General features: G+C 71.8%; 17 protein-coding genes and 1 tRNA gene. 12 read left to right on the forward strand and 6 right to left on the reverse strand.

Annotated elements, in window-relative coordinates; genetic code table 11:
• Position 1: 1 nt before the first annotated feature.
• The 4 genes from thrC to argS are packed head-to-tail and all read right to left on the reverse strand — an operon-like array spanning position 2 to position 5,615.
• Positions 2-1,105, reverse strand: coding sequence for a threonine synthase (gene thrC / locus ACX80L_RS13755; protein WP_133080856.1), 1,104 nt, complete (start codon positions 1,103-1,105; stop codon positions 2-4).
• Positions 1,106-2,434 carry a homoserine dehydrogenase gene (locus ACX80L_RS13760; protein ID WP_208741511.1) on the reverse strand — a complete coding sequence of 443 codons (1,329 nt, stop codon included), beginning with the start codon at positions 2,432-2,434 and terminating at the stop codon, positions 1,106-1,108.
• Positions 2,431-3,972 (reverse strand): diaminopimelate decarboxylase, encoded by a 1,542-nt coding sequence (gene lysA, locus ACX80L_RS13765; RefSeq protein ID WP_459290311.1) that lies wholly within the window; start codon positions 3,970-3,972, stop codon positions 2,431-2,433. The genes ACX80L_RS13760 and lysA overlap by 4 nt, the downstream gene beginning before the upstream one ends.
• A 2-nt stretch (positions 3,973-3,974) precedes the next feature.
• A complete protein-coding gene (argS, locus tag ACX80L_RS13770; protein ID WP_459290313.1) occupies positions 3,975-5,615 on the reverse strand; it encodes an arginine--tRNA ligase in 1,641 nt (546 codons plus the stop codon).
• Positions 5,616-5,854: 239 nt separating this feature from the next.
• Between argS and ACX80L_RS13775 the strand changes: the two genes are divergently transcribed.
• The 11 genes from ACX80L_RS13775 to hrpA all read left to right on the forward strand — a co-directional run bounded on the left by ACX80L_RS13775 (position 5,855) and on the right by hrpA (position 18,437).
• Positions 5,855-6,412: an FMN-binding protein gene (locus ACX80L_RS13775; protein ID WP_459290315.1), complete on the forward strand. Its 558-nt coding sequence runs from the start codon at positions 5,855-5,857 to the stop codon at positions 6,410-6,412.
• A 10-nt stretch (positions 6,413-6,422) separates the two neighbouring features.
• The gene (locus ACX80L_RS13780) at positions 6,423-7,283 is read left to right on the forward strand and encodes an FAD:protein FMN transferase (protein WP_459269113.1); all 861 of its coding nucleotides are present in this window, start codon (positions 6,423-6,425) and stop codon (positions 7,281-7,283) included.
• Positions 7,280-8,791 (forward strand): FAD-dependent oxidoreductase, encoded by a 1,512-nt coding sequence (locus tag ACX80L_RS13785; RefSeq protein WP_459290317.1) that lies wholly within the window; start codon positions 7,280-7,282, stop codon positions 8,789-8,791. The genes ACX80L_RS13780 and ACX80L_RS13785 overlap by 4 nt, the downstream gene beginning before the upstream one ends.
• A gap of 107 nt (positions 8,792-8,898) precedes the next feature.
• Positions 8,899-8,971: transfer RNA gene (locus tag ACX80L_RS13790), tRNA-Arg, on the forward strand.
• A 118-nt stretch (positions 8,972-9,089) separates the two neighbouring features.
• A complete protein-coding gene (locus ACX80L_RS13795; protein ID WP_459290318.1) occupies positions 9,090-9,824 on the forward strand; it encodes a DUF4129 domain-containing protein in 735 nt (244 codons plus the stop codon).
• Entirely contained in the window at positions 9,821-10,315 is a 495-nt protein-coding gene (locus tag ACX80L_RS13800; protein WP_208740067.1) for a hypothetical protein, read from the forward strand. The genes ACX80L_RS13795 and ACX80L_RS13800 overlap by 4 nt, the downstream gene beginning before the upstream one ends.
• A complete protein-coding gene (locus ACX80L_RS13805; protein WP_208740068.1) occupies positions 10,312-11,331 on the forward strand; it encodes an AAA family ATPase in 1,020 nt (339 codons plus the stop codon). The genes ACX80L_RS13800 and ACX80L_RS13805 overlap by 4 nt, the downstream gene beginning before the upstream one ends.
• Positions 11,324-12,703 carry a DUF58 domain-containing protein gene (locus tag ACX80L_RS13810; RefSeq protein ID WP_459290321.1) on the forward strand — a complete coding sequence of 460 codons (1,380 nt, stop codon included), beginning with the start codon at positions 11,324-11,326 and terminating at the stop codon, positions 12,701-12,703. The genes ACX80L_RS13805 and ACX80L_RS13810 overlap by 8 nt, the downstream gene beginning before the upstream one ends.
• Positions 12,700-13,299, forward strand: a complete 600-nt coding sequence (locus ACX80L_RS13815; RefSeq protein ID WP_459290323.1) for a hypothetical protein — start codon at positions 12,700-12,702, stop codon at positions 13,297-13,299. Before ACX80L_RS13810 ends, ACX80L_RS13815 begins: the two co-directional genes overlap by 4 nt.
• A 41-nt stretch (positions 13,300-13,340) precedes the next feature.
• A complete protein-coding gene (locus tag ACX80L_RS13820) occupies positions 13,341-14,327 on the forward strand; it encodes a WYL domain-containing protein (protein ID WP_133080867.1) in 987 nt (328 codons plus the stop codon).
• A gap of 66 nt (positions 14,328-14,393) precedes the next feature.
• Entirely contained in the window at positions 14,394-18,437 is a 4,044-nt protein-coding gene (hrpA, locus tag ACX80L_RS13825) for an ATP-dependent RNA helicase HrpA (RefSeq protein ID WP_459290325.1), read from the forward strand.
• A gap of 137 nt (positions 18,438-18,574) precedes the next feature.
• Here the strand turns inward: hrpA and ACX80L_RS13830 are convergent, their stop codons facing one another.
• Together ACX80L_RS13830 and ACX80L_RS13835 are read right to left on the reverse strand one after the other, a co-directional pair.
• A complete protein-coding gene (locus ACX80L_RS13830) occupies positions 18,575-19,000 on the reverse strand; it encodes an HIT family protein (protein WP_459290364.1) in 426 nt (141 codons plus the stop codon).
• A 181-nt stretch (positions 19,001-19,181) separates the two neighbouring features.
• Entirely contained in the window at positions 19,182-20,009 is an 828-nt protein-coding gene (locus ACX80L_RS13835; RefSeq protein ID WP_133080869.1) for a rhodanese-like domain-containing protein, read from the reverse strand.
• 149 nt (positions 20,010-20,158) lie between these two features.
• Here ACX80L_RS13835 and ACX80L_RS13840 point away from each other — a divergent pair, with 149 nt between their 5' ends.
• Positions 20,159-21,253 (forward strand): PLP-dependent cysteine synthase family protein, encoded by a 1,095-nt coding sequence (locus ACX80L_RS13840; RefSeq protein ID WP_459290327.1) that lies wholly within the window; start codon positions 20,159-20,161, stop codon positions 21,251-21,253.
• Positions 21,254-21,255 lie beyond the last annotated feature (2 nt).

Here is a 21,255-nt window from a genome sequence, read left to right on the forward strand (position 1 = left end):
GTCAGTCCTCGAGCCCGAGCGCGGCGGCGACGCTGACGACGTCGAACTCCACCTTCGTGGGCTCCACGTCGGCGCCGTCCGCCGTGCGCAGCGCCCACTGCGGGTCCTTCAGGCCGTGGCCGGTGACCGTGATGACGATCGTCTTGCCCGACGGCACGAGCCCTTCGGCGTGCTTCTTGATCAGCCCGGCGACGCCTGCGGCGGATGCGGGCTCCACGAACACGCCCTCGCGGGAGGACAGCCAGCGGTGCGCGTCGAGGATCTCCTCGTCGGTCACGGCCTCGATGAGTCCGCCGGACTCGTCGCGGGCGGCGACGGCGAAGTCCCACGACGCGGGGTTGCCGATCCGGATGGCGGTGGCGATGGTGTCGGGTTCCGTGATCGGGTGGCCCTTGACCAGCGGCGACGCGCCTTCCGCCTGGAAACCCCACATGATCGGCGTCCGGGTGGCGACGGCGGGCAGCTCACCATGGTGCATGGAGGCGTAGGGCGCCGCGTACTCCTTGTAGCCCTTCCAGTACGCGCTGATGTTACCGGCGTTGCCGACGGGCATCAGGTGGTAGTCCGGGGCGTCGCCCAGGGTGTCGACGACCTCGAAGGCCGCGGTCTTCTGCCCCTCGAGCCGCGCCGGGTTCACGGAGTTCACCAAGAAGACGGGATAGGCCTCCGCGAGCTTCCGCGCGACGTCGAGGCAGTTGTCGAAATTGCCGTTGACCTGCAGGAGCTGGGCGCCGTGAGCGATGGCCTGGCTGAGCTTGCCCATGGAGATCTTGCCGTCCGGCACGAGCACGGCGCACGTGATGCCCGCCTGCGTGGCGTACGCGGCGGCCGATGCGGAGGTGTTGCCCGTCGATGCGCACACCACGGCCTTCGCGCCGGCCGCGACGGCGGCGGTCATGGCCATCGTCATGCCCCGGTCCTTGAAGGACCCGGTGGGATTCATGCCCTCGACCTTCAGGTAGACGGTGGAGCCCGTCAGCTCGGACAGGTGCCGTGCGTGCACGAGGGGCGTTCCACCCTCACCGAGGGTGATGACCTCGGTCGCATCCGTCACGGGCAGTCGTTCGGCGTATTCGCGGATGACTCCGCGCCACTGGTGGGCCACTTAGATTCCCTCTACTCGGAGCACGGATGAGACGGCGGTGATGACGTCGAGCGCCGCGACCTGCTTGACGGTCGCCGCGAGCGACGCCTCGGGGGCACGGTGGGTGACGATCCTCAGTTCGGCGGTGGTGCCGCCGTCGGCACCGCCCTGGTGGATGCGCTGGCGCATCGTCTCGATGGAGACGCCGTTCTCGGCGAAGATCTGCGCGATGCGCGCCAGGACCCCGGGCTGGTCGGCGACCTGCAGGCCGATGCAGTAGCTCGTCCGGACGGTGTCGATGCTCAGCGGCGGGACGTGGCCGGTGGTGGTCTCGGTGCGGCCGGGACCGCCGAGCACCATGCGGCGCGCGGCGCTGATGACGTCGCCGAGCACGGCCGACGCCGTCGGGGTGCCACCGGCTCCCTGACCGTAGAACATGAGTTCGCCGGCGTTCTCCGCCTCGACGAAGACGGCATTGAAGGCGCCGCGGACCGCTGCGAGCGGGTGCGACCGCGGCAGGAGGGTCGGGTGGACGCGCACGCCGACCCCGGCTGCGCCGGCGTCGTCCGTGAGCATCTCCGCGATGGCCAGCAGCTTGATCACGTAGCCGTCCTCGGTCGCGGCGGCGATGTCGTCGGCGGTGACGGTCGTGATGCCCTCGCAGTGGACGTTCTCGAGGGCGAAGCGCGTGTGGAAGGACAGGGAGGCGAGGATCGCGGCCTTCGCGGCGGCATCATGGCCCTCGACGTCGGCGGTGGGATCGGCCTCGGCGTAGCCGAGGTCCTGGGCGGCCTTCAGTGCGTCCGCGAAGGATGCCCCGGTGGAGTCCATCTGGTCGAGGATGTAGTTCGTGGTGCCGTTGACGATGCCGAGCACGCGCGTGATGCGGTCCCCCGACAGACTGTCGCGGATGGGCCGGAGGATGGGCACCGCCCCGGCGACGGCCGCCTCGTAGGACAGCTGCACCCCGGCGGCGTCTGCCTGCTCGTAGAGCTCCGGCCCGTCCTGCGCGAGGAGGGCCTTGTTGCCGCTGACGACGGTGGCCCCGTGCCGGATCGCCCGGAGGATGAGGGACTTGGCCGGCTCGATGCCGCCCATGAGCTCGATCACGATGTCGGCGTCCTCGACGAGCGACTCCGCGTCCGTCGTGAGGAGTCCCTCCGGGAGCTCGACGTCGCGGCGCGCGTCCAGGGTGCGGACGGCGACGCCGACGAGTTCGAGGGGCGCGCCCGCGCGGCGGCCGAGGTCCTCCGCGTTCTCGAGGAGGATGCGGGCCACCTGGGAGCCGACGTTGCCGCAGCCCAGCAGGGCTACGCGCAGGGGTGCGGGGGTCGTTGCTGGTGCATTCATGCGGTGTGTGAAGCTCCTGGATCCGGGACGGGTACGGCGGGTTCGCGCTGGACGTCCCTGCGGAACAGGTCCTCCTCGGTCTCGCCGCGGACGATGAGCCTGGCTGCCCCGTCGGCCACCGCCACGACGGGCGGGCGCGGAAGGTAGTTGTAGTTGCTCGACAACACCCAGCAGTAGGCTCCGGTGCCCGGGACGGCGAGGAGGTCGCCGGCTCCGGTGTCCTCCGGGAGGTAGACGTCCCGCACCACAATGTCACCGCTCTCGCAGTGTTTCCCAACCACGCGGGAGAGCAGGGGATCGGCTGCGGACGTCCTGGAGGCCAGCACGGCCGAGTAATCCGCGCCGTAGAGCACCGGACGGGCGTTGTCGCTCATGCCGCCGTCCACCGACACATAGCGGCGCGGGTGCGTAACGCTCGTGTCCTGGACGACCTCGGATCCGTTCGCGGCCGCGTCCACGCGCACGGTCTTCGTGGTGCCGGCGGTGTAGAGGGTGAAGGTGGTGGGACCCACGATCGCGCGGCCCGGCTCGATCGAGATCCGCGGTACCCGCAGCCCCAGCTCGCGGCAGGTGGATCCGACGACGGCGGCCATCGCACGGGCGATCTCCGCTGCCGGCCGAGGTTCGTCCGCCTCGGTGTAGGCGATGCCGTAGCCGCCGCCGAGATCGAGCTCGGGCAGTTCGACGCCGTGCCGGTCACGCACTCCGGCGAGGAAACCGAGCAGCCGCTGCGCCGCGAGTTCGAAGCCCTCGGGCTCGAAGATCTGCGACCCGATGTGGCAGTGCACGCCGAGGAGGTTGATGCCCGGGTGGGCGAGGGCGTCGGCGACCGCGCGGGCAGCGGGCGACGACGCGCCGTCGTCCTGCACGTCGTCCTGCACGTCGTCCTGTCCCGGGCCCTGCTCGGTGGTGAGCGACAGGCCGAACTTCTGGTCCTCGTGGGCCGTGGCGATGAACTCGTGCGTGTGCGCGTGGACCCCGGGCGTCAGGCGGATCATGACGTTCGCCCTGCGGCCGCGCTGGACGGCCAGGTCGCCGACCAGGGTGACCTCCTGCAGGCTGTCGACGACGATCCGGCCGAGGTCGGCATCGATGGCGCGGGTGATCTCGGCGGCCGACTTGTTGTTCCCGTGCAGCCCGAGCCGGTGTCCCGGCATCCCGGCGCGCAGGGCCACGGCGAGCTCCCCGCCCGAGCAGGTGTCGAGTCCGAGGCCCTCCTCGCGGACCCAGTGCGCCACCTCGCTGCAGAGGAAGGACTTGCCGGCGTAGAACACGTCCACTCCCCCGCACAGGTCGCGGAAGGCGTCATCGAACGCGTCGCGGAACGTGGCGGCTCGGGTCCGGAAGTCGCGCTCGGACATCACGAAGAGGGGCGTGCCGTACTGCCGGGCGAGCTCGGTCACGGGGATCCCGTCGACCTGCAGCACGCCGTCCGTCCCGCGGTCCACGTCCTCGGCCCACAGCTTGGCATCGAGCCGGGCCTGGTCGGCGGGGACGGACAGCCAGTCCGGTGCGAGCGGGGATGCTTCGGCAGCCACGGCTACATCCTCTCCGGCGCGGACACGCCGAGGAGGTCCAGGCCGTTGGCCAGGACCTGCTGTGTCGCGTTGTTCAGCCACAGGCGCGAGCGGTGCACGTCCTCGACGGCGGCGTCGCCGAGCGGGGCGACCCGGCACGCGTCGTACCAGCGGTGGTACGTCCCCGCGATGACCTCGAGGTGCCGGGCCACGCGGTGCGGCTCGCGGAAGGTCGCTGACTGCGCCACGACGCCGGGGAACTGTCCGAGTGCCGCCAGCAGCTCGCCCTCGGTGGGGTGCGCGAGCGACGCGGCGTCGAAGGTGCTGGTGTCCACTCCCGCGGACACCGCATTGCGCGCGACGGCGTGCGTCCGGGCGTGGGCGTACTGCACGTAGAACACGGGGTTCTCGTTGGTGTTCTTCCGCAGCAGCTCGGGATCGATGGACATGGCCGAGTCGGCCGGCGACCGTCCGAGGGAGTAGCGCAACGCGTCCTTGCCGAGCCAGTCGAGCAGGTCCCGCAGCTCGATGATGTTTCCGGCGCGCTTGGAGAGCCTGGCGCCGTTCACGGACACCATCTGGCCGATGAGGACCTGGATGTTCTCCTCCATGTCGTCGCCGGCGCAGGCCGCGATGGCCTTGAGGCGGCCGATGTAGCCGTGGTGGTCCGCTCCGAGGAGATAGATCTTCTCGGGGAAGCCCCGGTCCTTCTTGGAGAGGTAGTACGCAGCGTCGGAGGCGAAGTACGTGGGCTCGCCGTTGGCCCTGATGAGGACGCGGTCCTTGTCGTCGCCGAAGTCGGTCGTGCGGAGCCAGACGGCGCCGCCCTCGTCGAACACGTGGCCCTGCCCGCGCAGGCGGTCGACGGCCTGCTCCACGGCGCCACCGTCGTGCAGTGCGGACTCGGAGAAGAACACGTCGAAGTGCACTCCGAAGTCCGCCAGCGTCTCCCTGATGTCGGCCATCTGTGCCTCGTAGGCGAGGGCGCGCACGATCGGGAGCGCGGTGTCGTCGTCCAGGTCCGCCACCTCGGGGCGGTCGGCGAGGACGGAGCGGCCGAGATCGGCGATGTACTGGCCGGGGTAACCGCCCTCCGGCGTCGGTCGGCCCTTGATGGTCGCAAGGACGGAGGCCGCGAAGTTGTTCATCTGGGTGCCGGCGTCGTTGATGTAGTACTCCGTGGTCACCTGTGCGCCGCTGGCCCGGAGTACGCGCGCGATGGAATCACCGAGGGCGGCCCACCGCGTGTGGGCGAGGTGCAGCGGACCCGTAGGGTTGGCCGATACGAACTCCATGTTGATGGTGTGGCCCGCGAGTGCCTCGTTGGTGCCGTAGGCGGGGCCGGCCTCGACGATCGTGCGGGCCAGCTCGCCCGCGGCCCCGGCGTCGAGCGTGATGTTGAGGAAGCCCGGGCCCGCGATGTCGACGCTCTTCACGCCGTCGATCCCTGCGAGCCGGTCGCTGAGGAGCTGGGCGAACGCGCGCGGGTTCATCCCGGCCTTCTTGCCCAGCTGCAGGGCGATGTTCGTGGCCCAGTCGCCGTGCTCCCGGTTCTTCGGTCGCTCCACGCGCACCTCCGAGGGGAGGTCGATACTGAGGTCACCGGCTTCGACGGCGGCCCTCAGGCAGGCGGAAATAGCGGCAGAGAGTTCTTCGGGAGTCACCCGTCAAGCATAGCGGCGCCGTCCCCGGCACCCTGATTTTCGTGACGCGGCCCATGTCGGCTCCTGGATGCGCCGCCTCCGGAGGGGGCACGGGCCCGAGCAGGCCTGCGAGGCCCGTCTCCGGCGCGCGCAGAAACGAATCCCGCAATAGGACGTTGAACGGTACGGACGCGTTACTTTCGGTTTAAACCAATTCTTCGGCGCGGGCGTTCCGCCCGGCGATCACCAGGAGCAACCACATGACCAGTACAGGCCTGACGGAGACATCCCCGACCGGAACACGGGGTCGCACGGAGTTCTCCATCCACCAACGGGTGCTGACCGCTCTCGCCGCCGTCTCGATCCTCGGCGTGACGGGCTGCGCCGGCGCCGAGGCCGGATCACCTGCCGACGAGGCACCCGCCGCTGCTCCTACGACGTCCGCGGCCGGCGACCCCGACGCCGGGTCGGCCGCACCCGCCGACCCCGGGACTCCGGGCGGGGCCGGAACCGGTGGCCAGGTCTACAAGGACGGCACCTACACCCAGGACGGCTCCTACCAGTCCCCCGCCGGTCCGGAGGAGGTGGGGGTGACCCTCACGCTGGAGGCCGACGTCGTCACAGCCGTGGAGGTCGAGCCGATGCCCGACAACCCGACCACGAAGACGTACCAGGGACGCTTCGCGGGCGGGATCTCCGACGCGATCGTCGGCAAGAAGCTCGACGAGCTCTCCGTGGACAAGGTGGCCGGGTCCTCGCTGACCAGCGGAGGCTTCAACGAGGCGACCGGCAAGATCAAGAGCGAGGCCCGGCTCTAGGCCGATCGGCGTGGCGGACACCTTCGGCTTCGACGCGATCGGCACCCGGTGGCGCGTGGACAGCGCCTCGCCCCTGGCACCGGAGCAGAGGTCCGGGCTGCTGCGACTCGCCGAGGAGTACGACGCCGTCTACTCGCGGTTCCGGGAGGACTCGGGCATCACGGCGCTGGCGCGGACCGGAGGACGGCTCGCCCTGCCCCACCACGGGGCGCCCCTCGGCCGGCTCCTGCGCTCGCTGTACGACCTCACCGGCGGCGGCGTCTCCCCCCTGGTCGGTGAGCGGCTCGCCGCCCAGGGCTACGACGCCGCCTACTCCTTCGTCCCCTCCGAGGCGCCGGCACCGGCGCGGGCCTGGGAGGACGTCCTCGAGTGGACGGACGACGGCGTCACGCTGCTCGAGCCGGCCCTCCTGGACGTCGGAGCCGCGGGCAAGGGCCAGCTCGTGGACCTCATGCTCGGCGCCCTCGTCGCTGCCGGCCACGAGGACGTGGTCGTCGACGCCAGCGGCGACATGCGGCGGGCAGGCGCCGGTACCATCACCGTCGGCCTCGAGCACCCCTACGATCCGTCGTCGGCCATCGGGACGGTGGAACTGGGCGCCGGCGCGCTGTGCGCCTCGGCCGCCAACCGCCGCGTGTGGGGGGACGGCCTGCACCACGTCCTCGACGCCCGGACGGGCCGTACCGTGGACTCCGTCGTCGCCACCTGGGTCCTCGCCGAGGACGCCATGACGGCCGACGGCCTGTGCACCGCCCTGTTCGTCGCGGACCCCGCGGACCTCGCCGGAACCTTCGATTTCGACTTCGTCCTGATGTACTCGGACGGACGCGCCCGCTATTCCGACCCCCTCGCAGGAGCCCTGTTCTCATGACCGCAGCACTCGACGGCCTGCTGGGCCGCATGACCATGTACCGGCTGACGCTGATCCTGCTCCTGGTGCTGACGGTGGAGGCGTTCGCGCTGTCGCTGACGGGCCTCCTCGCCTACACCCCGACCGAGCTCGGCGGGACGCTCGTGGCCGCGGTCGGCGGGACGATCATCGGGACCCGGCTGATGGCCCTGATCCTGCGGCTGCGTCCGCACACCGACTCGTCGCTCATCACGGGACTGATCGTGTTCCTGATCATCTTCCCCTCGAGCACCGCGTCCGGGCTCGGCGGCATCCTCGCGGCCGGAATCGCCGCCGGTGCGTCGAAGTTCCTCCTGGCCTTCCGTGGACGGCACATCTTCAACCCCGCGGCGACGGGTGCCGTGGTCGCCACCCTGCTCGGCGTGGGTGCCGCGGCCTGGTGGGTCGCCAACCCCTACATGCTCCCGGTCGTCGCACTGGGCGCCGCGCTCCTCCTGTACCGCACGCGGAAGCTCCCGATGGGGGCGGTCTTCCTGCTCGTGGCGGTCGGCATCCTGCTCTACGGACTCGCCCGGTCCGGGATGACACCGGGCACCGGACTGCAGCTCGTCCTGACGTCGTACCCCGTCCTGTTCCTGCTCGGTTTCATGATGACGGAGCCGCTCACCCTGCCTCCGCTCCGCTGGCAGCAGTGGCTGTTCGCCGGGACCGTCGGCGCGGTCTTCGCGCTCCAGCTGTCCGTCGGACCGGTCTTCCTCGGCCCGGAGTTCGCCCTCCTGATCGGCAACGCCGTCGCGTTCCTCATGGGCCAGCGGCGCGGCGTACGGCTGTCCTTCGCCGGATCGCGGCAGCTGACACCCACCAGCACCGAGCTCGTCTTCGAACCTGCCCGCCCCGTGCGCTTCCGGGCAGGGCAGTACATGGAGCTCTCCATGCCGCACCGCGGCGCGGACAGCCGCGGCAGCCGGAGGATCTTCAGCATCACCTCCGCCCCGCAGGACAGGGAAGCCCTCTCCTTCGGCCTGCGGACCACCGCATCGGGCAGTTCCTTCAAGAAGGCACTCCTCGAGCTGCCGAAGGAGGCCCGCATCACCGGGACACTCGTGGGCGGCGATTTCAGCCTCCCGCGCGATCCGTCGGTCCCCCTGCTCCTCGCCGCGGGCGGGATCGGGGTCACCCCCTTCATCAGCCAGCTGCGCGACCTCGCCGCGCGCGGCGAGGAGCGCGACGTCGTCCTCGCCTACGAGGTCAGGAGCGAACAGGAGATCGCCTTCCGCGACGAGCTGCTCGAGCTCGGCACGCGGGTGGTGCTGTTCATGCCCACGGCGGGGCCTGCGCCGGCACTCCCCGAACGGTGGATCCACGGTGGCGCCGAGCCGACCTCGGACACCCTCCTCACCGCGGTGCCGGACCTCGGGGAACGCAGGGTGCTCGCCTCGGGGTCGCCGGCGTTCCTCGGGCGGATCCGCTCGGAGGTACGCAGGGCCGGCGTCGCGCGCATCCGGACCGATGCCTTCCTCGGCTACTGACACCCGGACGGGGCGGCGACGCGGTCGGTACCGACGAGCGTTTCCCGACCCGACCGCCACCTGATAAGCTCTACGAGTCCCTAACGGGTACGGGAGTTCCCGTGTCCGCCTTCGTAGCTCAGGGGATAGAGCGTCTGCCTCCGGAGCAGAAGGTCGTAGGTTCGAATCCTATCGAGGGCACAAACGACTCACGCAGAGTCCACCGCCGTCGGCCACCAGGCCGGCGGCGGTTCTGTTTTGGTAGGCTCCACAGGATGCGGCCCCCGGGGCCGGACCAGCACCTACCGGCGGGGGGAACGTGGGGACGAACGGTGAGCCGCAGCGGCCCCGGCCGGACCGCGTCCCCGCGGTGCTCACGGTCCTCGTGCTCGTCCTCGCCGTCCTCGCTGCCGCTTCCATGGGGGATCTCTCGGCCCGTCCCGTGCTGGACGCTCCCGCCATCCCCTCCGGCCCACTGGTGGCGCCGTCGGCGACCGCGCAGGAGGAGATCCTGCCCGGGGACGGCGAGCGCCTGGTGATCGGCGGCGACCTCGCGGTGGCGGCCCTCCTGCTCGTCGCGATGGCCGCACTGGCGCTGCTCGTGCGGTACCTGCTGCGGTTCCGCACGGGACAGACGGCGGAGGACCGCGTGGTGGACCAGGCAGCTTTTCAACCACCCGCGACGCCGGCACCGCCCGCCGATGCCCTTCCCGCCTGGACCGAGGCCTTCCGTGCCGCACTGACCGGCGATACCGACACCTCCGACGCCGTCATCCGGTGCTGGCTGGACCTCGAACGCCTGTGCGCCGCGGCAGGCGTGCGGCGCGGGCCGGCACAGACCTCGACGGATTTCGCCCGTGCTGCAGCTCCCTCGCTCGATCTTCCCGCCCGGCCGCTGGTCGCGCTCAACCGCCTGTACCAGCGCGCCCGTTTCGGGCAGGCACGCGGCGCCCGGCCGTCCCTCCCCCTGGGCCCCGCCGACCGCGAGCTGGCCGTGGCCGCCGTCGGAGAGCTCTCCGCCGCGCTCGCATCCCGGCCCGCGGTGACACCGTGAGACCGTCCGCGTGGGCCGTCACCGGGGTCCTGATCGTGCTCGCGATCGTCGCCTGCTGGTTCTTCGGCCTCGACGATCGCCACGCGGTCGTCCTCGTGGGTGCGGCCCTCGCCGCGGGTGTCGCGAACGGGCTCCTCGAAGCGATCGAGGTCCCCCGCCCCACCCTGCCGGCGCTGCCCGAGCAGGCCCGGGGCCTCGCGGACCTGCAGGCGCTGGAGTTCTCGCTCTCGTCCGCCGACCCCGGCACGCGGGCGGTCCTCGAGATGCACGCCGTCGCGGCGTCCCTGGCCGCGGCGCGGCCGGACGTCCCGAGGAGCAGCGGGCTCGAGACCTTCCTCACGCGGGCACGGCCCGCCACCCTGACGCACCGCGAGATCCGGTCCCTCCTCGACGAGCTGGACCGGATCGCAGCCACGTCGACAGGCTCCCGGACGCACGCCCGCCCATCCGCGGCCACCCTTCCCGCCGCCCGGCACGAGGAGAGACCATGACAGCCCGGAACGCCGACCTGACCGGTGCGGCAGGCGGTACCGCCGATCCCGGGGACGGGGATCCGCTCGAGGCCGCGCGCGTGGGACGCCAGGTGCTCGACCGCACCGGGACCGTCGTCGTCGGCGCGGAGGATCCGCTACGCCTGGCCCTCGCCGCCGTCCTCGCGGGCGGGCACGTCCTGTTCGAGGACCTGCCCGGCCTCGGGAAGACCCTCGCGGCGAAGACCCTCGCGCAGGCGCTCGGGCTCGAGTTCCGCCGGCTCCAGTTCACGCCCGACCTGCTGCCCTCCGACGTGACCGGCTCGTCGATCTTCAACCCCGCCACGCGGGAGTTCGAGTTCCGGCCCGGCCCGATCTTCGCGGGCCTCTTCCTCGCCGACGAGATCAACAGGACATCACCCAAGACCCAGTCCGCCCTCCTCGAGGCCATGGCGGAGGCGCAGGTGTCCGCGGAAGGCACCACACTGCCGCTCCGGCGGCCCTTCCATGTCTTCGCGACATCCAACCCGATCGAGTTCGAGGGCACGTATCCGCTGCCGGAGGCGCAGCTGGACCGCTTCCTGGTGCGCCTGCGCTTCGGCTACCCGGGCCCGGCAGGCGAGCGGGACATCATCGCGCGCAGGATCTCGCGCCGCCAGGAGGAGACGCGGGTGGAGAGCGTCACGACGGCCGACGGCCTGCTGCGCCTACAGGCGGCCGTCGAGTCCGTGGGGGTGGACGACGACGTCATCGACTACGCGGTGCGGCTCACGGCAGCGACGCGCAGCCACCCCGCCGTCGAGGTGGGCGCCTCGCCCCGTGGTTCCCAGGCGCTCGTGCTGCTCGGCCGCGCCCTCGCGGTGCTCGACGGCCGCGACTTCGTCCTTCCCGAGGACGTGAAGGACGGTGCCGTCGCCGTCCTCGCTCACCGGCTCACGCTGACGCCGTCCTCCTGGGCGCAGGGCGTTGCTGCCGAGACGGTGGTGCGGGACGTCCTAGCAGAGATCCCGACGCCGTCGACCGCGCCGCATGGCTAGCAGCGGCCGGGACGGCAGGTCCCCCGTCTGGGCCCTGGCCGTGGTCCTCACCCTGGTCTGCGTCGTGGCCGGACTCGTGTCGGGCCGGGCGGACACGGTCGCCCTCGCCACGCCGTTCGCACTCCTCGCCCTGTCCGGCCGCACCGGGATGCGCGTCGGCGCGGGCCCACCCGCCCGCATCACGGTGGAGCGGCGCGCCGAGGGCCGGGGCTCACGCCTCCGCCTCCTGCTCGCACCGCAGCAGGAGGCGGAGCCCGCGCAGAAGCGGCTCGTCGCGACCACGCTGGCCGCGGCGGGATGCCGGCCGGACGCACTGGTCCTGCGGTCGGACGAGGAGTGCTCGGTGCTCGTGGATGCACCGCCGTCCGGGGAGCTCGAGGTCCTGGCGTACGGCGCGGCGAGCTTCCGGGCAGACCTCTCGGACGCGACGGGCTTCGCGCAGGCCGTCCCGGTCCGGGTCGGCATCCTCCCGCCGGTGGGACCACTGCTCGCGCATCCAGCCTCGCGACGCCTCGTGGGCCTTGCGGGGACCCACGCGTCGAGGCGCCCCGGCGAGGGCGGGGAGCTGCGGTCCATCGCACCCCTGCAGACGGGTGACCGGCTCCGGCGGATCGACTGGCGGGCCACCGCGCGCCGATCGGCCGACCAGGACAGGCTCATGGTCCGCCGGACCTTCGCCGATGCCGAGGCATCCGTGTTCCTCGTCGTCGACCAGGCCCACGACCTTCCGGCGTCGACCGGGGACTGGTTCGTCGCTGATCCGCCGCGCATTGCCCCGGCATCCCTCCACGTGGCGCGTACCGCCGCGGCGACGGTGGCGGCGTCCTACCTGGCGGTCGGCGACCGCGTGGGGCTCGCCGACCTGTCGGGTGCCCGACGGGCCCTGCGTTCGGCCGCGGGTGCGCGGCACCTGGAGCAGGTCAGGACCCGCCTGGCCGGAACGTCGGTGGTGCCGCGACGGCGACGGCGACGCGACCCCGTCCCTCCGCAGGGTGCCGTCGTCGTCGTGTTCTCCGCCTTCCTCGATGAGGAGCCCGCCCGCCTCCTGCGCCTGTGGCAGGCCCAGGGGCACCTCGTCGCCGGCGTCGACTGCGTGCCGCCGCTCCACAGGACGGAGTCGACGACGGCGCAGTCCCTGGCGGTACGGCTCACCCTCCTGCGCCGTCGCCTCCTGCTCGACGACCTGCGGCACGGGGGCATCCCCGTGTTCCGCGGGATGGCGGCGGCAGGGGTGGACACCGGCCGCGACGGGTTCGCTGCGGCTTCCGACCCGGATCCCGGGGCCGACACGGGTCTCGACGCAGGCCTCCGCCTGCTTGTTCGGCAGGCCGACCGGCGCGGAGGCCGGAGCACCGCCTGGAGGGGACCGTGATCCCTCGGCGCCGGGCGCGGAGCGGCGTCCCGGCGGTGCCCGACCGGCAGGGGCTCGTCCCCCTGTGGCTGGTGCGGTGCGCCACGGCCCTCGCCGCGGTCCTGCTGGGGGGTGTCGTCTGGAACGGTTCCGCGTGGGTCCTGCTGCCCGTCGTCGTGGCGGCGGGTGCGGCCGTGGCCCCGTCGATCGGGCCTGTCTCGCTGTCCCTCCTGCTCCTGGTGGTGGCCTACGCGGTCAACGTGCCTGCCGGGTCACTGTGGCTCCCTGTCTTCGTGGCCGGACTGCACGCCGTCTTCGTCCTCTACCTCCTGCTCCTGCCACTGCCCCTGCACGGCTGGATCAGCAGGACCGCCCTCGCCGAGCTGGGCCTGTCCTTCCTCCGCATCCAGGCGGCAGCGCAGCCCGTGGCCGCCCTGGCGCTGCTCGTGGACGACGCCGCACCCAGTCTCCTCGCGGTCCTCGTGGGAACGGCCGCCCTGGCCGGGTGGATGCTGTGGCTGGTCCTGCAGCCGGCGGGACAGCGGGTGAGGAAGGGCACGACCCGAGGCAGGACGTGGCCGCACACCCGGCGGACGCGCTCCCCGCACAACGCGTGATGCGGACAGCAGCTGTCCGCAGGTCGCTGTACCGTTGCGGCATGATCGAGACGTCGGCCCGCCTGCTGCAACTCCTCTCGCTCCTGCAGCTGAGGCGGGAGTGGACCGGACCGGCCCTGGCGCAGCGCATGGATGTCACCGAACGCACCGTCCGCCGGGACATCGGGAAACTGCGCACCCTGGGCTACCCGATCAACGCCTCCCCCGGCGTGGCCGGCGGCTACCAGCTGGGCGCCGGCGCGCAGCTCCCGCCGCTCCTGCTCGACGACGACGAGGCGCTCGCGGTCGCGATCGGGCTGACGGCGGTGACGGCCAGCCCCGTCTCCGGGGTCGGGGAAGCGTCCGTCCGCGCCCTCACGAAGCTCGAACAGGTCCTGCCGCCCCGCCTGCGCCCGCGCTTCTCGGGCCTCCGCTCCGCGGTGACGCGCATGGCGGCGGCCAGCACGCCGGTCAACCCCGAGGTGCTCACGGCGTTCTCGGCGGCCATCACGGAGCGGCGCTGCGTCGCGTTCCGCTACGACCGGCACGACGGCGAATCGTCCCGGCGGATCGTCGAGCCCTACCGCCTCGTCGACACGGGCAGGCGCTGGTACCTCGTGGCCTTCGACCGCTCGAGGGAGGACTGGCGGACGTTCCGCGTGGATCGCTGCCAGAGCGTCCCCGTGGCGAGGGACCGCTTCGCGCCCCGCCCGCTGCCCGCCGCGGACCTCGCGGCCTACGTCCAAGAGTCCATCACGCGGTCGCCCTACTCGTACGACGCCGTCATCCGGTTCTCCGCGCCCCTGGCGGAACTCGAGGCGCGCGTCCCGTCGAGCACCGGCACGCTCGAGGCGGACGGCGACGGGCACACGCTCCTCCGGGCAGGCTTCGACTCCCTCGACTTCCCGCTGGCCTACCTCGCGAGCTGGGACATCGACTTCGAGGTCCTCGAGCCCGCCGAGATGCGCGAGCGCGCCCTCGTCGTGGCCGAGCGACTGCGCCGTTCCGCTGCGACCGGTGTCCGCTCCGGAGCCGACGCCCACGAGTGACGGAGGCCTGCCCTCAGTGAACGCCCGCCTGCCGCCGGGTGCGAGCAACTAGACTGGCAGGCAACTATGGCACTGACAATCTCCTACCCCGCGGACCTTCCCGTCTCGGAACGCCGGGCAGACATCATGGCCGCGATCGCGGCCAACCAGGTCACCATCATCGCCGGCGAGACCGGGTCCGGTAAGACGACGCAGATCCCGAAGATGTGCCTCGAGCTGGGCCTCGCCGAGCACGGGTTGATCGGCCACACCCAGCCGCGGCGCCTCGCGGCACGTACGGTCGCCGAGCGCATCGCCGAGGAACTGCAGGTGGACCTCGGCGAGGAGGTCGGCTACCAGGTCCGCTTCACCGGGTCGGTGGGCCGGAAGACGAAGATCAAGCTGATGACGGACGGGATCCTGCTCGCCGAGATCCAGCACGACCGGATGCTGCGCAAGTACAGCACCATCATCATCGACGAGGCCCACGAGCGCAGCCTCAACATCGACTTCATCCTCGGGTACCTCCGGCGCATCCTGCCCGAACGGCCCGACCTCAAGGTCATCATCACCTCGGCCACCATCGACCCGGAGCGCTTCGCCGCCCACTTTGCGGCCGACGCCGCCGTCGAGGACACCTCCCCCGCCCCGATCATCGAGGTCTCGGGGCGCACGTATCCCGTCGAGATCCGGTACCGGCCCCTCGACCAGCCGCCCGGCGGGCTCGACGACGGGGACGGCGGCGCGGACAGCGAGCTCGAGGAGGAGCGCGACCCGCTGGACGCCGTCTGCGACGCCGTGGACGAACTCTCGCTCGAAGCCCCCGGGGACATCCTCGTGTTCTTCTCCGGCGAGCGCGAGATCCGCGACGCCGCCGATGCCCTCCGGGCACGGATCCAGTCCACGGCCCGCCTGCGCGGCACGGAGGTCCTGCCCCTGTTCGCCCGGCTCTCGCTCGAGGAGCAGCACCGGGTGTTCCGTCCCACCGGCAGCCACCGCCGGATCGTCCTCGCGACAAACGTCGCCGAGACGTCGCTGACCGTACCCGGCATCAAGTACGTGATCGACACGGGGACCGCCCGCATCTCCCGCTACTCCCACCGCACGAAGGTGCAGCGGCTGCCCATCGAGCGCGTCTCGCAGGCGTCGGCGAACCAGCGCTCCGGCCGTAGCGGACGTGTCTCGAACGGTATCGCGATCCGCCTCTACTCCGAGGAGGACTTCGCGTCGCGCAGGCCCTTCACCGAGCCGGAGATCCTGCGGACGAGCCTCGCGGCGGTCATCCTCCAGATGGCCGCGATGGGTGTCACGCGCAGTCCCAAGGACATCGCCGAGTTCCCCTTCGTGGAGCCGCCGGAGACGAAGGCGATCAACGACGGCGTCGCCCTGCTGCGTGAACTGGGGGCGCTGAAGGACGACGGTGGCCTCTCCGCCGTCGGTCGCAAGCTCGCGCAGCTCCCCGTGGACCCCCGCCTCGGGCGCATGATCGTGGAGGCGGGCTCGCGTGGCTCGGTGAAGGAGGTCATGGTCCTCGCCGCCGCGCTGACCATCCAGGACCCGCGCGAGCGGCCCTCGGCGGACCAGCCGGCGAAGCAGCAGCAGGCCGCCGAGAAACACAAGCGTTTTGTGGACGAGAACTCGGACTTCACGGCCTTTCTCAACCTGTGGCGGTACCTGCAGGAGAAGCAGGATGAGCTCTCCTCGACACAGTTCCGGAAGCTCTGCAAGGCGGAGTTCATCAACTACCTGCGCGTCCGGGAATGGCAGGACCTCTTCCAGCAGCTGCGCCAGCTCGCGAAGCCGCTCGGCATCACCCTGCCCGCCGGTCCCGTGGACCCGGTCGGGCTGCACGAGCAGATCCACATCAGCCTGCTCTCGGGTCTGCTGAGCAACATCGGCCTCTACGACCAGCGCAAGCGGGAGTACGCCGGTGCCCGCGGGACCCGCTTCGCCGTCTTCCCCGGCTCGGCGCTGTTCAAGAAGTCGCCCGACTGGGTCATGGCCGCCGAGCTGGTGGAGACCTCGCGGCTGTGGGCGCGTGTCGTCGCCCGGATCGACCCGCTGTGGGCCGAGCAGGTGGCGCCGCACCTCGTCAAGCGCACCTACAGCGAGCCGCACTGGTCGAGGAAGATGGGCTCGGTCATGGCGTACGAGAAGGTCACGCTCTACGGCGTGCCGATCGTGCCGCAGCGCCGCATCAACTACGGGCGGATCGACCGGGAGGTGGCGCGGGAGCTGTTCATCCGGCATGCCCTCGTCGAGGGCGACTGGAAGACGCACCACACGTTCTTCAGCCGCAACCAGGCCCGCCTCGCCGAGGTGGAGGAGCTCGAGAACCGCCTCCGACGGCGGGACCTCCGCGTGGACGACGAGACGCTCTTCGAGTTCTACGACCAGCGGATCGGCACCGAGGTGGTCTCGGAGCGCCATTTCGACTCGTGGTGGAAGACCGCGCGCCAGGACCAGCCGGACCTGCTCGACTTCGATCCGGAGAAACTCCTCAGCGAGGACGCCGCGGAGCTCGACGAGGCGGCCTTCCCGAGTGTGTGGCACCAGGCGGGCTTCGAGCTGCCCCTGGCCTACGAGTTCTCGCCCCTGACACCGGGCGCCCACGACGGCGTCACGGTGACCATCCCGGTCCTGTTCCTCAACCAGCTCGACCCGAAGCCCTTCCGCTGGCAGATCCCGGGCCAGCGCGTGGAACTCGTCACGGCGCTCATCAAGTCGCTGCCGAAGCAGGTGCGGAAGAACTTCGTGCCGGCGCCCGACGTCGCCCGTACCGCCGTCGCCGCCCTGGCCGCCGACTTCGACCCGGCGCAGGACGACCTCGAGGCGTCCCTCGAACTCGCGCTGCGGCGCCTGCGCGGGCACATCGTCCCGCCGGGGTCGTGGAACTGGTCGGCGGTCCCCCCGCACCTGCTGATGATGTTCCGCATCGTCGACGCCGACGGCCGCGTGCTCGACGAGTCCCGCGACCTGGAAGCGCTCAAGGAGTCCCTGGCACCCGCGGTGAGCCGCGCCATCGCGCAGTCACTGGGCGCCACCCCGGGCAGCATGCGACCCGCGGGCGGACCCGGCCGTGGTGGGCGGGGAAAGGCCGCCACCGCACCCGCCGGCCGGAACGGCAGGACCGACCATGCGGGACGCGGCGCCGCGCGGAACGCCGGATCCGCGGACGCCGCCGCCCGCGGCGGACAGGCCGCCCCGGGCGGGGCACCGGCCCGCGGCGGCCTCGCCGTGGCGGAGGCACCCGCGGTGGCCGAGCGGACCGGCGAGACCACGTGGGCCTTCGGCACGATCGAGCGCGAGGTGTCCCGCACCATCGGCGGCCACCGCGTCACCGGTTTCCCCGCCGTCGTCGACGAGGGCACGTCGGTGGGCCTGAAGGTCTTCCCGGACGCCGGCCAGCAGTCGACCGTCATGCGGGCGGGCGTCATCCGGCTTCTGTCGCTGCGCATCCCGAGCCCCGCCAAGTACGTCCTGGAGCACCTGAGCAACACCGAGAAACTCACGTTCAGCCAGAACCCCCACGGCAGTGTCGCCGAACTCATCCGTGACTGCTCGTTGGCCGCCATCGACAAGCTCGTCCCGGAGGAGCTGCCCTGGACCGAGGAGGCCTTCAACCGCCTGTACGAGGAGGTGCGGGCCGAGCTGATCGATACCGTCTTCACGGTCACGGCGACGGTGGAGAAGGTGCTCTCGAGCCATCGCCGCATCCAGAAGCAGCTGCGGGGCACCACGAGCCTCGCCCTGATCACGGCCCTCAACGACGTGCGGAGCCAGCTCGAACACCTCGTCCACCCCGGCTTCGTCGCCGCGACGGGCTACGGCCAGCTCGCCCACCTGCCCCGCTACCTGAAGGCGATCGAGGTCCGGCTCGAGAAGCTCCCGACGAATGTGCAGCGCGACGGGCTCGCCACGGCCGTCATCCAGCGCCTCGAGGACGAGTACGACGACGCCGTCGCGTCGCTCGCCGCGGGACGACACCGGCCCGCTTCGCTGGCACGGGTGCGCTGGATGATCGAGGAACTCCGGGTCAGCCTGTTCGCCCAGGACCTCGGCACCGCGTACTCGGTGTCCGAGAAGCGGGTGCGGACGGCCCTCAACGAGGCGCTCGCCGCCGCGCGGTAGGAGGGGTCGGCGACAGCCCGTCAAGGGACGGGACGAGCCGGGAGTGCCGCGCGGCCTCGAGCCGCCCGAGGGCGCTCGAGGTACGGGGCCGGACCACCGGGTCGGGAAGGTCCCGCGACGGCATCGTGCCCGCCCGGTCAGTCGGGGACGTTCGCTCCGTGGCCGGCCTTCCGCAGGGCATCGCGCAGGGCCTCTGCGGCTCCGTCCATGGCGGCGGGATCGGGCGCGAGGTCCACCCGCTTCACGTCGAAGTCCTTCGGCGACTGCGTCGGCCAGACGTGGACGTGGAGATGGGGCACCTCGTAGCCCTCGAGCAGGACCCCCACGCGCCGCGCGCCGAAAGCCTCCTCCTGGGCCTTCCCGATCCTCTGGGCGACGGCCATGACCTTCGAGAGCGTCCCGGCGTCGGCCTCGAGCCAGTGCTCGATCTCCCGGCGCGGCACCACGAGCGTGTGGCCGGGGGTGATCGGGGCGATCGTGAGGAACGCGACGACGTCGTCGTCCTGCCAGACGAAGCGGCCGGGGACCTCTCCGTTGATGATCCGGGTGAACAGCGTGCTCATCGATCCTCCTGGGGCCTCGTCCGACGGGACGTCGCCGTGCGCCGGCCCGGGGGTCAGCGCGACGCCGCCGCGCAGGGGCGGCGGTACGGGACGTCCTGGGTTCATGCTCCGACGCTACCCTGCCGTCCCGTGGCGGGCCAGACCGGCCCGCCGCGGGCCGGCCGCCGGCGCATCGCGGGGATCAGGCGCCCGTCGCGACGGGAAGCCCTGCCGTCGTCGACCACTGCGACCAGGAGCCAGGGAACAGCGAGGCGTCGATGCCTGCGATGTCGAGGGCCGCGATCTCGTGGGCTGCGGTGATGCCCGAGCCGCAGTACACCGCGACACGTCCGCGGTCCGCGCCGAGCGCACCGAAACGCCGCCGCAGTTCCTCGGCCGGGCGGAAGCGCCGGTCGTCACGGAGGTTGTCCGCCGTGGGCGCACTGACGGCCCCCGGGATGTGGCCGGCCTGCGGATCCACGGGCTCCGACTCGCCACGGTAACGTTCCCCGGCGCGTGCATCCAGGAGCAGGCCGCGGTCCGCCGGTTCGAGCAGGTCGGGGATCGAGACCACGGGCATATGGCCCGCGGACAGCCGGACGGAGCCGACGCAGTGCCGCTCCTCCCCGCCCTCCACGTCGAATCCGGCTGCGCGCCATGCCGTCAGGCCGCCGTCGAGCAGGCAGACCGAGGGAAAGCCGGCGTCCCTCAGGAGCCACCAGAGGCGCGCCGCCGCCAGATTGCCCGACTCGTCGTAGGCGACCACCGTGTCACCGTCGTTGAGGCCCCACTGGCGGGCCGCCTCCTGCAGCGTGTCGGCGGCGGGCAGCGGATGGCGGCCGAGACCGGGCCCGCCGGGCGCGCACAGCTGCGTCTCCATGTCCACGTACACGGCGCCGGGTATGTGGGCCGCGCGGTAGTGCTCGTGGCCATGGGGGTCGCCCAGGGCCCAGCGCACATCGAGCAGGAGGGTCTGCGCGCCGGAGGTCATCCGGTCCTGCAGTTCCTGCACATCCATCAGAGTCTTCATCGAGATCTCCTGTCGGGACGGGTGACCGGATCGCGGTGGTGGCTACGCCCGGTCCTGATGGACGCCAGTCCACCACACGGCGGTCCCGACACCAAGGACCTTCCCGGCAGCGCCCGTCGTGGACCCGCGACAGCTTGTAGGCTGGCCGGATGTCCAGGTTCCCCGCCGCCGCCAGAGTCTGGTCCGACGACGCCGTGCAGCGCATCGAGGCGGACGCCAACCGCTCGGCCGACACCCACCTCTTCGCCGTGCCCCTCCCCGCGCACTGGGGCGTGCAGGTCTACCTCAAGGACGAATCGACCCACCGCACCGGCAGCCTCAAGCACCGGCTCGCCCGGTCCCTGTTCCTGTTCGGCCTCGTCAACGGCTGGATCACCGAGGGGACGACGATCGTCGAGGCCTCGAGCGGTTCGACCGCGGTGTCCGAAGCCTATTTCGCCCAGCTCCTCGGCCTGCCCTTCATCGCGGTCATGACAGGCACCACGAGCCCGGAGAAGATCGCGCTGATCGAGCAGTACGGCGGGACGTGCCGCTTCGTGGAGCACGCCTCCGAGGTCTACGCCGCGGCAGAGGCCGTCGCGCAGGAGACCGGTGGCCACTACATGGACCAGTTCACCTTCGCCGAGCGGGCCACGGACTGGCGGGGGAACAACAACATCGCCGAATCGATCTTCGGTCAGCTCGCACTCGAAGCCCATCCGCTGCCGGAGTGGATCGTCGTCGGCGCGGGGACCGGTGGTACGAGCGCGACGATCGGGCGCCACCTCAGGTACCACCGCTACCCCACCCGCCTCGCCGTCGTCGACCCGGAGAACTCCGCGTTCTATCCCGCGTGGGCGGAGCCCGGGTCGCGACCCGTGGGGCGGCCGTCCCGCATCGAGGGGATCGGCCGGCCGCGCCCCGAGCCGAGCTTCGTGCCGTCCGTGATCGACACCATGATCCGTGTCCCGGACGCGGCGTCCGTCGCGGCCGCCCGGCACCTGCGCACCCTGACGGGCTTGCATGCCGGGCCGTCCACCGGCACGAACCTGTGGGGTGTCTGGCAGCTCGTTGCCGACCTCATCGCCGACGGCCGCACGGGCAGCATCGTCTCGCTGATGTGCGACTCGGGGAGCCGCTACGCCGCCACGTACGACGACGACGCATGGCTCGCCCGGCAGGGCCTGGACCCCACGCCTGCGCTGGGCATCCTCGAGGGCTTCTTCTCGTCGGGCAGGTGGCCGGCGACGGGATCCGTCGCCTGACG

This window comes from Arthrobacter sp. MDT1-48-3 (genome assembly GCF_054511015.1).

Excerpts from the sequence above, each read along its gene's own strand:
- ACX80L_RS13805 (WP_208740068.1), top strand. The coding sequence starts at position 10,312 with ATGACAGCCCGGAACGCCGACCTGACCGGTGCGGCAGGCGGTACCGCC.
- hrpA (WP_459290325.1), top strand. The coding sequence starts at position 14,394 with ATGGCACTGACAATCTCCTACCCCGCGGACCTTCCCGTCTCGGAACGC.
- ACX80L_RS13840 (WP_459290327.1), top strand. The coding sequence starts at position 20,159 with ATGTCCAGGTTCCCCGCCGCCGCCAGAGTCTGGTCCGACGACGCCGTG.
- ACX80L_RS13785 (WP_459290317.1), top strand. The coding sequence starts at position 7,280 with ATGACCGCAGCACTCGACGGCCTGCTGGGCCGCATGACCATGTACCGG.
- ACX80L_RS13820 (WP_133080867.1), top strand. The coding sequence starts at position 13,341 with ATGATCGAGACGTCGGCCCGCCTGCTGCAACTCCTCTCGCTCCTGCAG.
- ACX80L_RS13810 (WP_459290321.1), top strand. The coding sequence starts at position 11,324 with ATGGCTAGCAGCGGCCGGGACGGCAGGTCCCCCGTCTGGGCCCTGGCC.
- ACX80L_RS13835 (WP_133080869.1), bottom strand. The coding sequence starts at position 20,009 with ATGAAGACTCTGATGGATGTGCAGGAACTGCAGGACCGGATGACCTCC.
- ACX80L_RS13775 (WP_459290315.1), top strand. The coding sequence starts at position 5,855 with ATGACCAGTACAGGCCTGACGGAGACATCCCCGACCGGAACACGGGGT.
- ACX80L_RS13760 (WP_208741511.1), bottom strand. The coding sequence starts at position 2,434 with ATGAATGCACCAGCAACGACCCCCGCACCCCTGCGCGTAGCCCTGCTG.
- ACX80L_RS13830 (WP_459290364.1), bottom strand. The coding sequence starts at position 19,000 with ATGAGCACGCTGTTCACCCGGATCATCAACGGAGAGGTCCCCGGCCGC.